Source organism: Pseudomonas sp. Snoq117.2 (assembly GCF_900110545.1).
GTDB classification, from domain to species: Bacteria; Pseudomonadota; Gammaproteobacteria; order Pseudomonadales; family Pseudomonadaceae; genus Chryseomonas; species Chryseomonas benzopyrenica.
Map to the genome: position 1 here is coordinate 324,958 of NZ_FOED01000005.1, position 12,654 is coordinate 337,611.

Here is a 12,654-nt window from a genome sequence, read left to right on the forward strand (position 1 = left end):
GGACGATTGCCATGAGCAAATACAAGGGAATTCTGCTGGCCGGTGGCTCCGGTACCCGTTTGCACCCCATTACCCTGGGCGTGTCCAAGCAGTCGCTGCCGATCTACGACAAGCCCATGATCTACTATCCGCTGTCCGTGCTGATGCTGGCCGGTATTCAGGAAGTCCTGATCATCTCGACGCCGGCCGACCTGCCCGGCTTCCAGCGCATGCTCGGTGACGGCAGCCACTTTGGCATGCAGCTGAGCTATGCCGAGCAGCCCAGTCCGGACGGCCTGGCTCAGGCCTTCATCATCGGTCGCGAATTCGTCGGCGATGACAACGTCTGCCTGGTCCTGGGCGACAACATCTTCTACGGCCAGCGTTTCAGCGAGACGCTGCTCAAGGCGGCGAGCGTGGAGAAGGGCGCCACCGTCTTTGGCTACTACGTGGCCGACCCCGAGCGCTTCGGTGTGGTCGAGTTCGACGAGCAGGGCAAGGCCCTGAGCATCGAAGAGAAGCCCAAGAAGCCGAAATCCAACTACGCCGTCACCGGTCTGTATTTCTACGACAACGACGTGCTGGACATCGCTGCCAACATCAAGCCGTCGCCCCGCGGCGAGCTGGAAATCACCGACGTCAACAACGAGTACCTGCGCCGTGGCTCGCTGAACGTTTCCCTGCTGGGTCGTGGTTTCGCCTGGCTGGATACCGGTACCCACGATGCCCTGCTGGAAGCCGGCCATTTCGTCCAGACCATCGAGAAGCGCCAGGGCCTGAAGGTCGCCTGCCTCGAAGAGATCGCCTTCCAGAAAGGCTGGATCACCTGCGACCAGATGGCATTGCAGGCCGAAGCCCTGAGCAAGACCGGCTACGGCCAGTACCTGGCCCGTTTGTGCAAGGAGCAGGACTGATGCAGGTCTTCGACACCGCAATCCCGGACGTCAAGCTGATCGAACCCAAGGTCTTCGGTGACGACCGCGGCTTCTTCCTGGAGTCCTTCCAGGCGGAGCGCTATGCCCAGCAGGCGGGGATCACCCTGGCCTTCGTCCAGGACAACCATTCGCGTTCCGCCCGCAATGTGCTGCGCGGTCTGCATTTCCAGCGCAGCAAGCCGCAAGGCAAGCTGGTGCGCGTCGTGCGCGGCGAGGTGCTGGACGTGGCCGTCGACATCCGTCGCGGTTCGCCTACCTTCGGCAACGTGGTCGCCGAGATCCTCTCGGAAGACAACAAGCGCCAGCTCTGGATACCGCCGGGCCTCGCCCACGGCTTCGTGGTGCTGTCGGAAACCGCTGATTTTGAATACAAGTGCACAGATTATTACGATCCCTCTGATGAAGGGTCTTTGATCTGGAATGATCCGGATCTGAATATCGACTGGCGGGTAACGGATCCCATCCTGTCCGCCAAAGATGCACAAGGTCTTCGATTGGCGGAGCTGTATAGATGAAGATACTGGTTACCGGCGCGAACGGTCAGGTCGGACGTTGTCTGACCGACCGGCTTCAGCGTTCAGAACTGGCATGGGAGGCCCATGGACGTGCCACTCTGGATATCGCTGACGAAGGCTCGGTAACCAGCCATCTCGAGCGATTCGCGCCGGACGTCGTGATCAATGCGGCCGCCTACACGGCGGTCGACAAGGCCGAGCAGGAGCCGGAGATCGCCGCCCGTGGCAATATCGAAGGTCCCGCAGTTCTGGCCCAGGCCTGCGGCGCTGCCGGTATCGCGCTGCTGCATCTGTCCACCGACTATGTCTTCGACGGTACGGCGACCGAGCCCTACCAGGTCGAGGATCCAGTCAGCCCCTCCGGGGTCTACGGCATGACCAAGCTGGAAGGGGAGAATCGGGTGTTCTCCGCTTGCCCGCGCTCGGTGGTGCTGAGAACAGCCTGGGTATTCAGCGAACACTGCAACAACTTTCTCAAGACCATGCTTCGACTTGCCGCCGATCGCGACGAGTTGCGCGTGGTCAGCGATCAGGTGGGTTGCCCGACCTATGCTGGCCATATCGCCGACGCCCTGTTGCAGATCGCCGTCCAGGCTAAGGCTCAGCCCGAGCAGGTGGCCTACGGGCTCTATCACTTCGGTGGCGACAGCGGCCTGAGCTGGTGCGACTTCGCGCGCTACATCATTGATGCCGGCCAGGAGCTGGGCATGCTGGAGCGCGCGCCGCTGATCACTGGCATCGCCACCTCCGAGTTTCCCACCCTGGCCAAGCGCCCAGCCTATTCCATGCTGGATTCCAGCGCCCTGGAGCAGCATTTCGCTATCCCGCCCAGCGACTGGCGCCAGGGTGTGCGCCAGACCCTACTGGCGCTCAGGACCGAGCGCGCCCAGGCAGGGTCGCTGGTGAGTTGACCGCCTGATCCTTTGCGTTAAGCTCCTCGAATCAAACAGCGGAACAAGGAGGTTCCTCTATGAGATTCATCTGGATAGTGACGTTGCTGGCCCTGCTCAGTCCCTGGGCGGGTGCTTGCGAGCCCAGCGCGATTGCCGCGACCAAACCTGCCGACCCGGCGCCGCTGAACATCAATGTCGCCGACGCCACCGCGCTGCAACGGCTGCGGGGTATCGGGGCGGTCAAGGCACAGGCCATCGTCGACCATCGCCAAGCCCATGGCGCCTTTGCCTCGGTGGACGAGCTGCTCGAGGTCAAGGGCATCGGCAAGGCCCTGCTGCAGCGTAACCGCGAACTGCTCAGCGTCGACTGATTTTCGGCAAACTTTAACCGGTTCTCGGCACCTTTTTACCAAGCCATTGTTTTAGCTGGATTTTTAGGATCTGGCACAGGCATTGCTCTATCTCTGACACGAGTGGGTACGGCGTCAATTTCCCGTGCCAGAGGAGCAGAGCAAAATGGTTCAAGGTGTCGAGTTCAATCGGTTGATGCTGGAAATGCGCTCCATGCAGACCGAAGCCATGGCCCGGTCGAAAGCCGTCGCAGCGCCTGCTGCCGGCGCGGAACAGGTCCAGGGTCCGAGCTTCGCCGACATGCTCAGCAAGGCCGTGGGCTCCGTCAACGAGACCCAGCAGACCGCCGGCGAGATGGCCAAGGCCTTCGAGCTGGGTCAGGGTGGCGTCGACCTCACTCAAGTCATGATCGCTTCGCAGAAGGCCAGCGTTTCCGTGCAGGCCTTGACCCAGGTACGCAACAAGTTCGTGCAGGCGTACCAAGACATCATGCAAATGTCGATTTGAGGACGGTCTAGAAAATGGCTGACGCTCTTACCAACGCCCCCGTCCCCACGACCAAGCCCGAGGCTGAAGACAAGCCCAAGAAGTCGCTGCTGGGTCTCAGCTTTCTCGACAACCTGGCCGACATGCCGCTGCTGCGGCAGATGGGGCTGCTGATCGGCCTCGCCGCCAGCGTCGCCCTGGGTTTCGCCGTGGTGCTCTGGACCCAGCAGCCGGACTATCGGCCGCTGTACACCAGCATGAATGGTCTCGACGCTAATCAGGTGCTGCAGGCCCTGGGCGCGGCCGACATCGGCTACAAGGTCGATCCGAATTCCGGCGCCCTGCTGGTCAAGTCCGATGACATTGGCCGCGCGCGTATGAAGATGGCCGCCGCTGGCATCACCGCCAATGATGGCAACGTCGGCTTCGAACTGCTGGACAAGGAGCAGCCGCTGGGCACCAGCCAGTTCATGGAGGCGGCCAACTATCGTCGCAGTCTGGAAGGCGAACTGGCCCGGACCATCTCCAGCCTCAACGGCATCAAGGGCGCCCGGGTACACCTGGCGATCCCGAAGAGTTCGGTGTTCGTTCGCGACGAGCGCAAGCCGAGCGCTTCTGTGCTGGTCGAGATGTATCCCGGCCGTACCCTGGATGCCGGTCAGGTCATGGCCATCATCAATCTGGTCGCCACCAGCGTGCCGGAATTGGACAAGTCCCAGGTCACCATCGTCGACCAGAAGGGGCAATTGCTGTCCGATCAGCAGAATCTTTCCGAGCTGTCGATCGCCGGCAAGCAGCTGGACTACACCCGCAAGATGGAAGGCTCCCTGACTCAGCGCGTGCAGAACATCATGCAGCCGGTGGTGGGCAACGGTCGCTTCAAGGCCGAAGTGGCTGCCGATGTGGACTTCAATGCCGTAGAGTCGACCTCCGAGCAGTTCAACCCGGATCAGCCGGCGCTGCGCAGCGAGCAGCAGAACAGCGAGCAGCGTCAGACTTCCGGCGGCGGCGCCCAGGGCGTGCCCGGTGCCCTGTCCAACCAGCCACCCGGTCCGTCCTCGACCCCGGAAAAGGCCGGTGCCCAGGGTGGCGGCGCTAACTACATCGCGCCGGGTCAGCCGTTGCGCGACGCCAATGACCAGTACATCTACGACAGCAAGACCAGCCTGCCGGCGACCCTGCCGTACCCGACCGACAAGCGTGAGCAGAACACCCGTAACTACGAGCTGGACCGCAGCATCAGCTATACCCGTCAGCAGCAGGGTCGTCTGCGTCGGCTTTCCGTCGCGGTGGTGCTGGACGATCAGGTCAAGGTCGATGCCGCTGGCAAGGTCAGCCATCAGCCCTGGACCCCCGAAGACCTGGCTCGCTTCACCCGCCTGGTGCAGGATGCCGTGGGCTTCGACGCCAGCCGTGGCGACAGCGTGAGCGTGATCAACGCACCCTTCGCACCGGTGCAGCAGGAAGAGATCGAGAGCATTCCCTTCTACCAGCAGCCCTGGTTCTGGGGAGTGATCAAGCAGGCCCTCGGCGTCCTCTTCATCCTGGTGCTAGTCTTTGGGGTGCTGCGTCCGGTGCTGAAGAATCTGTCCGGCGGCAATACCAAGGACGCCGCCGCCCTGGCCGCTGCCGGTGGTGCCGGGGCCCTGGGTGCCGGTAGTCTGGATGGCCTGTCGGACGATCTGGCCGACGACAAGGTGAGCCTGGCCGGTCCGGCACCGCTGTTGCTGCCGAGCCCGAGCGAGGGCTATGACGCTCAACTGACCGCCATCAAGCAGCTGGTCAACGATGATCCGGGCCGTGTCGCCCAGGTAGTGAAGGATTGGATCAATGGCGACGAATGAAGCGCAACTTTCCAAGGTAGAGAAGGCCGCCATCTTCCTCCTGTCGCTGGGCGAAGCCGATGCCGCGCAGATCCTGCGCCACATGGGGCCCAAGGAGGTGCAGAAGGTCGGTACCGCCATGGCCCAGATGCGCAACGTCAACCGCGAGCAGGTCGAGCGGGTGCTGGGCGACTTCATCGAGGTGGTGGGCGATCAGACCAGTCTGGGCGTGGGCGCCGATGGCTACATCCGCAAGATGCTCACCCAGGCGCTGGGCGAAGACAAGGCCAGCGGCTTGATCGACCGCATCCTGCTGGGCGGCAACACCAGCGGCCTGGACAGCCTGAAGTGGATGGAGCCGCGCGCCGTGGCCGACGTTATTCGCTATGAGCACCCGCAGATCCAGGCCATCGTGGTGGCCTACCTGGATCCCGACCAGGCCGCCGAGGTGCTCGGGCACTTCGATCACAAGGTGCGCCTGGACATCGTCCTGCGCGTCTCCTCGCTGAACACCGTGCAACCGGCGGCGCTCAAGGAACTCAACCTGATCCTGGAGAAGCAGTTCTCCGGCAGCGCCAGCACCACCCGTACCGCGCTGGGCGGCGTGAAACGCGCCGCCGACATCATGAACTACCTGGACAGCTCGGTCGAAGGCCCGCTGATGGAGGCGATCCGCGACGCGGACCAGGATCTGTCGGGGCAGATCGAGGACCTGATGTTCGTCTTCGACAATCTGGCCGACGTCGACGATCGTGGCATCCAGGCGCTCTTGCGGGAGGTGTCTTCCGATGTGCTGGTGCTGGCGCTCAAGGGCGCCGACGACGGCATCAAGGAGAAGTTCTTCCGCAACATGTCCAAGCGCGCGGCGGAACTGCTGCGCGACGATCTGGAGGCCAAGGGCCCGGTGCGGCTCTCCGAGGTGGAGGGGGCGCAGAAGGAGGTGCTCGCCGTGGCCCGCCGCATGGCCGACGCCGGCGAGATCGTCCTCGGTGGCAAGGGTGGCGAGGAAATGGTCTGACGGCTTGCAAGGATTGGCCTGTGCTTTGCTAAGGTCTGGTCAGTAGCGGTTTTCTGACGGACAGGTAATGAGCAAAGAAGCGGCAAGCGAACTGATCAGAGCGCGGGACCTGGAAGCCTTCGATGTCTGGCGCCTGCCAGCCTTCGACAGCTTCGACGAGCCCGAGGTGATCCCAGCGCCCACCGCTGCCGAGCCCGAGGCCCAGCCGGAACCCCAGATCGAAGAGGTACCGGCCGAAGAGGTCCAGCCGATCACCCTCGAAGAGCTGGAGGCGATCCGTCAGGAGGCCTACAACGAGGGCTTCGCCACCGGCGAGCGTGACGGCTACCACGCGGGCCAGCTCAGGGCGCGCCAGGAAGCCGAGGCCGCGCTGGCTGCCCGGCTGGCCAGCCTGGAAACCCTGATGAGTCATCTGCTCGATCCCATCGGCGAGCAGGACCAGGCCCTGGAAGCCGGCATGGTGCAGCTGGTCCGGCACATCACCCGCGAGGTCATCCAGCGCGAACTCACGCTAGACTCCAGTCAATTGGTTCAGGTGGTGCGCACGGCGCTGAAGCTGCTGCCCATGGGGGCCGAGAACATCCGTATCCAGGTCAGCCCCCAGGACTTTGAATTGATGAAGGCCCTGCGCGATCGCCACGAGGAAAAATGGCGCATCCTCGAAGACGAGACCCTGATGCCCGGCGGCTGCCGGATCGAGACCGAGAGCAGCGTCATCGATGCCAGCATCGAGACCCGTCTGACCCAGGCCCTGACCCAGCTGGCCGAACAGCAGCGCCATCAGGCGACCCAGCCCCAGGAAGCCGATCTGCACATCGACATCGAGGATGCCTCCCATGCGTCTTGAGCGTCTGAGTTTCGAACGCCGCCTCAGCGGTTACGATGAAGCCATCCGGGTCGAGCAGCAGCCGGTGATCGAAGGCCGCCTGTTGCGCATGGTCGGTCTCACCCTGGAGGCCGAAGGCCTGCGCGCCGCCGTTGGCAGCCGCTGCCGACTGATCAATGGCGGTGGCTACCAGCCGGTGGAAGTCGAGGCCGAAGTGATGGGCTTCAACGGCAACAAGACCTTTCTCATGCCGGTGGGCAGCCTGGCCGGCATCGCCCCCGGCGCCCGGGTGGTGCCCGTGCCGGATACCGGCCGCCTGCCCATGGGGATGTCCATGCTCGGCCGCGTACTGGATGGCCTGGGCAATGCCCTGGACGGCAAGGGCCGCATGCGTGCCGAAGACTGGGTGCCCATGGACGGTCCCACCATCAACCCGCTCAAGCGCGAACCCATCAGCGAGCCCCTGGACGTTGGCATCCGCAGCATCAACGGTTTGTTGACGGTAGGTCGCGGCCAGCGTCTCGGACTGTTCGCCGGTACCGGCGTGGGCAAGAGCGTGCTGCTCGGCATGATGACCCGGCTGACCAAGGCCGAGATCATCGTGGTCGGGCTGATCGGCGAGCGGGGCCGCGAGGTGAAGGAATTCATCGAGCACATCCTTGGCGAGGAGGGCATCAAGCGGGCCGTGGTCGTGGCTTCGCCGGCGGACGATGCGCCGCTGCTGCGCCTGCGCGCGGCCATGTATTGCACCCGCATCGCCGAATACTTCCGCGACAAGGGCAAGAACGTGCTCCTGCTGATGGATTCCCTGACCCGCTATGCCCAGGCGCAGCGGGAGATCGCCCTGGCCATCGGCGAGCCGCCGGCGACCAAGGGCTACCCTCCGTCGGTGTTCGCCAAGCTGCCGCGCCTGGTGGAACGGGCCGGCAACGCAGAAAAAGGTGGGGGTTCGATCACGGCGTTTTATACTGTGCTCTCGGAAGGCGACGATCAGCAGGATCCCATCGCCGACTCGGCGCGTGGCGTGCTGGATGGTCACTTCGTGCTGTCGCGGCGGCTGGCCGAGGAAGGGCACTATCCGGCGATCGACATCGAGGCGTCCATCAGCCGGGTCATGCCCCAGGTGGTGAGTCCGGAGCACCTGCGCAACGCGCAGCGCGTCAAGCAGCTCTGGTCGCTCTATCAACAGGCCAAGGACCTGCTCAGCGTCGGTGCCTATGTGCCCGGCGGAAATGCCGAAACCGATCTGGCGATCGCCCGCTACGCCCCGATGCAGCAGTTCCTGCGCCAGGGCCTGCGCGAGAGCGAATCGCTGGAGCAGAGCGCCGCCAATCTCCAAGCCGTATTGGGAGGCTGATAGATCATGAAAGGCAGAGCCGAACGTCTGGGGCCGGTGGTGGAGATGAGCGAGCGCGACGAGCGCGACGCCGCCCAGCGCCTGGGGCAGTGCCAGCAGCAGCTGGCCCAGGCCGAGTTCAAGCTGGGGGAATTGCAGCGCTATCGCGAGGATTACCAGCAACGGCTGGTGGTCAACGGCAGCCGTGGTGTCACCGGACAATGGCTGATCGGCTATCAGCGCTTTCTCAGCCAGCTGGAAGAGGCGATTGGCCAACAGGAGCGTAACGCCCAATGGCACCGCGACGTGGTGGCCAAGGCGCGCACCCAGTGGCAGGAGCGTTATGCTCGTCTCGAAGGCCTGCGCAAGCTGGTCGAGCGCTATCGCCAGGAGCAGCGCCTGGTCGAGGACAAGCGCGAGCAGAAACAGATGGACGAGTACGCCCAGCGGGCCCGTTCGACCTATATCTAGCCCCGACCTCGACGCTCGTTCCTTGTCTCCCCGTCAGTGAGAATGCCGATGTTTTCCTCCCACCTCGATCCGGAAACGCTCGCCACCCTGCGCGACTGCATGGAGGAGGAATACGTCGACCTCATCGAAACCTTTCTGCTCGACTGCGAAGAGCGTATCGCCGAGCTCAAGCGTAGCGTGATCGGTGCTGATGCCGAGCAGGTTCGTCAGCTGGCGCACAGCTTCAAAGGCAGTGCCGGCAACATGGGCGCAGCGCCTCTGGCGCAGCTGTGTCGGGAGGTGGAGGAGGGCGCTCGGCGGCGGGCCTCCACCGCCGAGCTGGCCATGGGCATCTCCGCCATGGAGCGCGAATTCGCCATTGTCCGCATCCTGTTCAAGGTCGAGCGGCAACGCTACGCCGGCTGACTCGTCAAAGCGCTGGCGTTTGCGGCTGGCGCGTAACTTGCTAGGTATCCGAAAACCCGTCGTTCGGAGCTTTCCATGGCAGTCGTGCCCGATTTCCTTCTGAATACCGCCACCTCTCCAGCTGCTACCGGCAGAGCTGCGGCCAAGACCCCTTCCCAGGATCGCCCGGCGGCGCAGGAGCGGTTCGCCGACGTCTTTGCCCAGGAGCAGCCGCGGGAGCCGGCGCGCAGCGAAAAGCCGCGCGATACCAGCGATAGCAAGGCGCCCAGCCAGGCGCGCAAGAACGAATCCGGGCGTGCCCGGGATGCCGATGACCGGACGCCACGCGCTGCTGATGACGACCGCACGGCGGACGCCAAGCCCCAGGCCGACAGCACCGCCAAGAGCGGCGAGCAATCGGCAGCCGCCACCGACGACAGCGGCAAGGCCTTGCCGGTGGCCAAGGACGAAGACGCCAAGGCGCCGATCGATGCGGTACTGGATCCGCTGTTCATGTTCGGTATGACCGGTCAGCTCCCGCAGCCGGTAGCCGTGCCGGTGGCGACCGCCCAGGCCCCGACCGGGACGACTGCCGAAGCGACCACCACCGCCACCGCTACCGAGACCCCTGATCCGACAGCGGTGCTGGGCGGCGCCTTGGCCTCTGCCATTCCGGGAACCGCCACGGGAGTGGCGGCTGGCGCAACGGCCACCGCGACCAAGACCGGCGAGCAGCAGGCGCCGGACGCCGGCTTGGCGCAACTGCTGGGTCAGCTGCCTCAGGCTCAGAGTGATGCCAACAAGGCCGCCACCAACGCCAACAACCTGGCAGTAACGCAGCTGCAGGGGCTGTTGCCAGGGGATGGTACGCCCGCCCCCGCAGCGGATCAGGCGGCCAGCGCTGCGCTGGTCGCGGTCTTGGATCAGGGGGATGGCCAGGACGCGGCGGTACCGAGCAAGGCCGAGGCCTTTGCCGATAAACTCACCTCCCTGTCGCAAGCGCTCAGTACGCCCGCGGCGACGGCTCGCCCGGTCACCGCCACGGTGCCTGGCCAGCCGCTCAGTCCGCAGGCCGGCAACTTCAGCGAGGCGGTGGTCGACAAGGTCATGTGGATGTCCAGCCAGAATCTCAAGACCGCCGACATCCAGATGGAACCGGCGCAACTGGGCAAGCTGGAGGTGCGCATCGACATGACCCAGGACCAGACCCAGGTCACCTTCGCCAGCCCCCACGCCGACGTGCGCGAGGCCCTGGACAATGGCAGCCAGCGGCTGCGCGAACTCTTCGCTCAGCAAGGCATGAACCTGGCTAACGTCAACGTCTCCGACCAGTCGTCCGGTCAGGCCTGGCAGCAGTCGCAGCAGGGTGGCCAGGACGACGGCTCGCGTCGGGGTCGAGGCGGTGTGGCAGGTGGTGGCGAGGAAGAAGCGGTGGCGAACGTCGCCGAAACGCGCGGCTCGGCCACGCTCGCGGCGCGCAGTCTGGTCGACTACTACGCGTGACAGGCCGCCGGCTGCCAGGTGACAGCCTCGGCCGCACCTGCTATATCCCCTTCGTATCAATAGGTTAGCTGCGTCACTCGGCAAGGGTGACGGGCAGCACAGAATTCGGTCGAGTACTTATGGCGAAGAAGCAGGCCCCTGCGGCAGAGGGTGCAGCCGCAGAAGGCAAGGGCAAGGGCAAGCTCAAACTCATCATCATCATCGTCGTGGCCCTGCTGCTGGTCATCGGGGCCTCGGTGGGCGCGACCTGGTTCCTGCTCGGCAAGAAGAGCGCCGAACCCGAGCACGCGGCGCCGGCCGCGCCGGCGGCACCGGTGCATCTCGCCGCGGTCTACCAGGCGCTGGTGCCAGCCTTCGTGGTCAACTACAACGCTGAGGGTCGTCAGCGCTACATGCAGGTCACGGTCACCCTGATGGGACGCGACCAGGGGCAGATGGATGCGCTCAAGGCGCAATTGCCGCAGGTCCGCAACCAGCTGGTGATGCTGTTTTCCGGCCAGGACTTCAACAGCCTCCTTACCCCGGTGGGCAAGGAGATGCTGCGCCAGCAGGCCACCAGCAAGGTTCAGGAGCTGGCGAAGAAACTGACCGGCCAGACTGCCATCGAACAGGTATTGTTCACCAATCTCGTCCTGCAATAGGTAACACCATGGCCGTGCAAGATCTGCTCTCTCAGGATGAAATCGATGCCCTGCTGCACGGGGTCGACGATGGCATCGTCGAGACCGAGACCGATGCCGAGCCGGGCACCATCAAGGGCTATGACCTCACCAGCCAGGATCGCATCGTCCGCGGACGCATGCCGACGCTGGAGATGATCAACGAACGCTTCGCCCGCTATACCCGGGTCAGCATGTTCAACCTGCTGCGGCGTTCGGCGGACGTCTCCGTGGGCGGGGTGCAGGTTACCAAGTTTGGCGAGTACATCCATTCGCTATACGTCCCCACCAGCCTCAACATGGTCAAGATGAAGCCACTGCGCGGCACCGCGCTGTTCATCCTCGATGCCCGGCTGGTATTCAAGCTGGTAGACAACTTCTTTGGCGGTGACGGCCGACACGCCAAGATCGAAGGCCGGGAATTCACCCCCACCGAACTGCGCGTGGTGCGCATGGTGCTCGACCAGTGCTTCGTCGACCTCAAGGAAGCCTGGGGCGCCATGCTCGACTGCCAGTTCGAATACATGAACTCCGAGGTCAACCCGGCGCTGGCCAACATCGTCAGCCCCAGCGAAGTGGTGGTGGTGAGCACCTTCAACATCGAACTGGATGGCGGTGGCGGCGAACTGCACGTGACCATGCCCTATTCGATGATCGAGCCGATCCGCGAAATGCTCGACGCCGGTTTCCAGTCGGACGTGGACGACCAGGACGAACGCTGGGTCAAGGCCCTGCGCGAGGACCTGCTCGATGTGCGCGTGCCGCTGGAGGCGACGGTTGTCCGGCGCCAACTCAAACTCCGCGATATCCTCAACATGCAGCCCGGCGACGTGATTCCGGTAGAAATGCCGGAGGAAATGCTCATGCGAGCCAACGGCATGCCCACCTTCAAGGTCAAGATGGGCGCACGCAAGGGCAACCTGGCCCTGCAGATTCTCGAACCGGTCAGCCGCGGCCGCTGAGCGACAACCGTTTTCTTGTCCGGGCCGAGGCCCGGCGTAGCACGAGACCCATACGATGGCAGACAACCCCGAAGAACAAGCCCTGGCGGATGAGTGGGCTGCGGCCCTGGTCGAGGCCGGCGACGCCAGCCAGGACGACATCGACGCCCTGATGGCCCAGGGTACCCAGGTCGAAACCCCCAAGCCGCCCAAGGCGCCGGTGGAAGAATTTGGTCAGAGCAGTGGGGGGTTGGCGGTGAGCGGCATGGAAGGTCCCAACCTGGATGTGATCCTGGACATCCCGGTGACCATCTCCATGGAGGTCGGCCACACCGATATCTCCATCCGCAACCTGCTGCAACTCAATCAGGGCTCGGTCATCGAGCTCGACCGTCTGGCTGGCGAACCGCTGGACGTGCTGGTGAATGGTACGCTGATCGCCCATGGTGAGGTGGTGGTGGTGAACGAGAAATTCGGGATCCGCCTGACCGACGTCATCAGCCCCACGGAACGTATCAAGAAGCTGCGGTGATC

General features: G+C 64.2%; 15 protein-coding genes. All 15 read left to right on the top strand.

Annotated features, from left to right (window positions below; genetic code table 11):
* Nucleotides 1-11: 11 nt before the first annotated feature.
* The 15 genes from rfbA (at nt 12) to fliN (ending at nt 12,652) form a co-directional block, all read left to right on the top strand.
* Nucleotides 12-893: a glucose-1-phosphate thymidylyltransferase RfbA gene (gene rfbA / locus BMZ43_RS15455; protein ID WP_093254823.1), complete on the top strand. Its 882-nt coding sequence runs from the start codon at nt 12-14 to the stop codon at nt 891-893.
* Nucleotides 893-1,429 carry a dTDP-4-dehydrorhamnose 3,5-epimerase gene (gene rfbC, locus BMZ43_RS15460; protein ID WP_017642065.1) on the top strand — a complete coding sequence of 179 codons (537 nt, stop codon included), beginning with the start codon at nt 893-895 and terminating at the stop codon, nt 1,427-1,429. The genes rfbA and rfbC overlap by 1 nt, the downstream gene beginning before the upstream one ends.
* Nucleotides 1,426-2,340 carry a dTDP-4-dehydrorhamnose reductase gene (rfbD, locus tag BMZ43_RS15465; protein WP_017642066.1) on the top strand — a complete coding sequence of 305 codons (915 nt, stop codon included), beginning with the start codon at nt 1,426-1,428 and terminating at the stop codon, nt 2,338-2,340. The genes rfbC and rfbD overlap by 4 nt, the downstream gene beginning before the upstream one ends.
* A 59-nt stretch (nt 2,341-2,399) precedes the next feature.
* Nucleotides 2,400-2,693 (top strand): ComEA family DNA-binding protein, encoded by a 294-nt coding sequence (locus BMZ43_RS15470; protein WP_064308330.1) that lies wholly within the window; start codon nt 2,400-2,402, stop codon nt 2,691-2,693.
* 145 nt (nt 2,694-2,838) lie between these two features.
* Nucleotides 2,839-3,180 carry a flagellar hook-basal body complex protein FliE gene (gene fliE, locus BMZ43_RS15475; protein ID WP_017642068.1) on the top strand — a complete coding sequence of 114 codons (342 nt, stop codon included), beginning with the start codon at nt 2,839-2,841 and terminating at the stop codon, nt 3,178-3,180.
* A 14-nt stretch (nt 3,181-3,194) separates the two neighbouring features.
* Nucleotides 3,195-5,003 (top strand): flagellar basal-body MS-ring/collar protein FliF, encoded by a 1,809-nt coding sequence (fliF, locus tag BMZ43_RS15480; protein WP_093254827.1) that lies wholly within the window; start codon nt 3,195-3,197, stop codon nt 5,001-5,003.
* The gene (gene fliG, locus BMZ43_RS15485; RefSeq protein WP_017642070.1) at nt 4,990-6,000 is read left to right on the top strand and encodes a flagellar motor switch protein FliG; all 1,011 of its coding nucleotides are present in this window, start codon (nt 4,990-4,992) and stop codon (nt 5,998-6,000) included. Before fliF ends, fliG begins: the two co-directional genes overlap by 14 nt.
* Nucleotides 6,001-6,067: 67 nt before the next feature.
* A complete protein-coding gene (gene fliH, locus BMZ43_RS15490; protein WP_017642071.1) occupies nt 6,068-6,847 on the top strand; it encodes a flagellar assembly protein FliH in 780 nt (259 codons plus the stop codon).
* Nucleotides 6,837-8,183 (top strand): flagellar protein export ATPase FliI, encoded by a 1,347-nt coding sequence (gene fliI, locus BMZ43_RS15495; RefSeq protein ID WP_093254830.1) that lies wholly within the window; start codon nt 6,837-6,839, stop codon nt 8,181-8,183. The genes fliH and fliI overlap by 11 nt, the downstream gene beginning before the upstream one ends.
* 6 nt (nt 8,184-8,189) lie before the next feature.
* Nucleotides 8,190-8,633 (top strand): flagellar export protein FliJ, encoded by a 444-nt coding sequence (fliJ, locus tag BMZ43_RS15500; RefSeq protein ID WP_017642073.1) that lies wholly within the window; start codon nt 8,190-8,192, stop codon nt 8,631-8,633.
* Nucleotides 8,634-8,681: 48 nt separating this feature from the next.
* Nucleotides 8,682-9,038 (top strand): Hpt domain-containing protein, encoded by a 357-nt coding sequence (locus BMZ43_RS15505; RefSeq protein WP_093254832.1) that lies wholly within the window; start codon nt 8,682-8,684, stop codon nt 9,036-9,038.
* 75 nt (nt 9,039-9,113) lie between these two features.
* Nucleotides 9,114-10,520: a flagellar hook-length control protein FliK gene (locus BMZ43_RS15510; protein ID WP_093254836.1), complete on the top strand. Its 1,407-nt coding sequence runs from the start codon at nt 9,114-9,116 to the stop codon at nt 10,518-10,520.
* A 119-nt stretch (nt 10,521-10,639) separates the two neighbouring features.
* On the top strand, nt 10,640-11,161 hold the full coding sequence (gene fliL / locus BMZ43_RS15515; RefSeq protein WP_017642076.1) for a flagellar basal body-associated protein FliL: 522 nt from the start codon (nt 10,640-10,642) through the stop codon (nt 11,159-11,161).
* Nucleotides 11,162-11,169: 8 nt separating this feature from the next.
* Nucleotides 11,170-12,141 carry a flagellar motor switch protein FliM gene (gene fliM / locus BMZ43_RS15520; RefSeq protein WP_017642077.1) on the top strand — a complete coding sequence of 324 codons (972 nt, stop codon included), beginning with the start codon at nt 11,170-11,172 and terminating at the stop codon, nt 12,139-12,141.
* Between the two features lie 55 nt (nt 12,142-12,196).
* Nucleotides 12,197-12,652, top strand: coding sequence for a flagellar motor switch protein FliN (gene fliN, locus BMZ43_RS15525; RefSeq protein WP_017642078.1), 456 nt, complete (start codon nt 12,197-12,199; stop codon nt 12,650-12,652).
* Nucleotides 12,653-12,654 lie beyond the last annotated feature (2 nt).

What these genes read in the sequence shown, in the direction of transcription:
- rfbA (WP_093254823.1), top strand. Translation starts at nt 12, where the DNA reads ATGAGCAAATACAAGGGAATTCTGCTGGCCGGTGGCTCCGGTACCCGT.
- rfbC (WP_017642065.1), top strand. Translation starts at nt 893, where the DNA reads ATGCAGGTCTTCGACACCGCAATCCCGGACGTCAAGCTGATCGAACCC.
- rfbD (WP_017642066.1), top strand. Translation starts at nt 1,426, where the DNA reads ATGAAGATACTGGTTACCGGCGCGAACGGTCAGGTCGGACGTTGTCTG.
- BMZ43_RS15470 (WP_064308330.1), top strand. Translation starts at nt 2,400, where the DNA reads ATGAGATTCATCTGGATAGTGACGTTGCTGGCCCTGCTCAGTCCCTGG.
- fliE (WP_017642068.1), top strand. Translation starts at nt 2,839, where the DNA reads ATGGTTCAAGGTGTCGAGTTCAATCGGTTGATGCTGGAAATGCGCTCC.
- fliF (WP_093254827.1), top strand. Translation starts at nt 3,195, where the DNA reads ATGGCTGACGCTCTTACCAACGCCCCCGTCCCCACGACCAAGCCCGAG.
- fliG (WP_017642070.1), top strand. Translation starts at nt 4,990, where the DNA reads ATGGCGACGAATGAAGCGCAACTTTCCAAGGTAGAGAAGGCCGCCATC.
- fliH (WP_017642071.1), top strand. Translation starts at nt 6,068, where the DNA reads ATGAGCAAAGAAGCGGCAAGCGAACTGATCAGAGCGCGGGACCTGGAA.
- fliI (WP_093254830.1), top strand. Translation starts at nt 6,837, where the DNA reads ATGCGTCTTGAGCGTCTGAGTTTCGAACGCCGCCTCAGCGGTTACGAT.
- fliJ (WP_017642073.1), top strand. Translation starts at nt 8,190, where the DNA reads ATGAAAGGCAGAGCCGAACGTCTGGGGCCGGTGGTGGAGATGAGCGAG.
- BMZ43_RS15505 (WP_093254832.1), top strand. Translation starts at nt 8,682, where the DNA reads ATGTTTTCCTCCCACCTCGATCCGGAAACGCTCGCCACCCTGCGCGAC.
- BMZ43_RS15510 (WP_093254836.1), top strand. Translation starts at nt 9,114, where the DNA reads ATGGCAGTCGTGCCCGATTTCCTTCTGAATACCGCCACCTCTCCAGCT.
- fliL (WP_017642076.1), top strand. Translation starts at nt 10,640, where the DNA reads ATGGCGAAGAAGCAGGCCCCTGCGGCAGAGGGTGCAGCCGCAGAAGGC.
- fliM (WP_017642077.1), top strand. Translation starts at nt 11,170, where the DNA reads ATGGCCGTGCAAGATCTGCTCTCTCAGGATGAAATCGATGCCCTGCTG.
- fliN (WP_017642078.1), top strand. Translation starts at nt 12,197, where the DNA reads ATGGCAGACAACCCCGAAGAACAAGCCCTGGCGGATGAGTGGGCTGCG.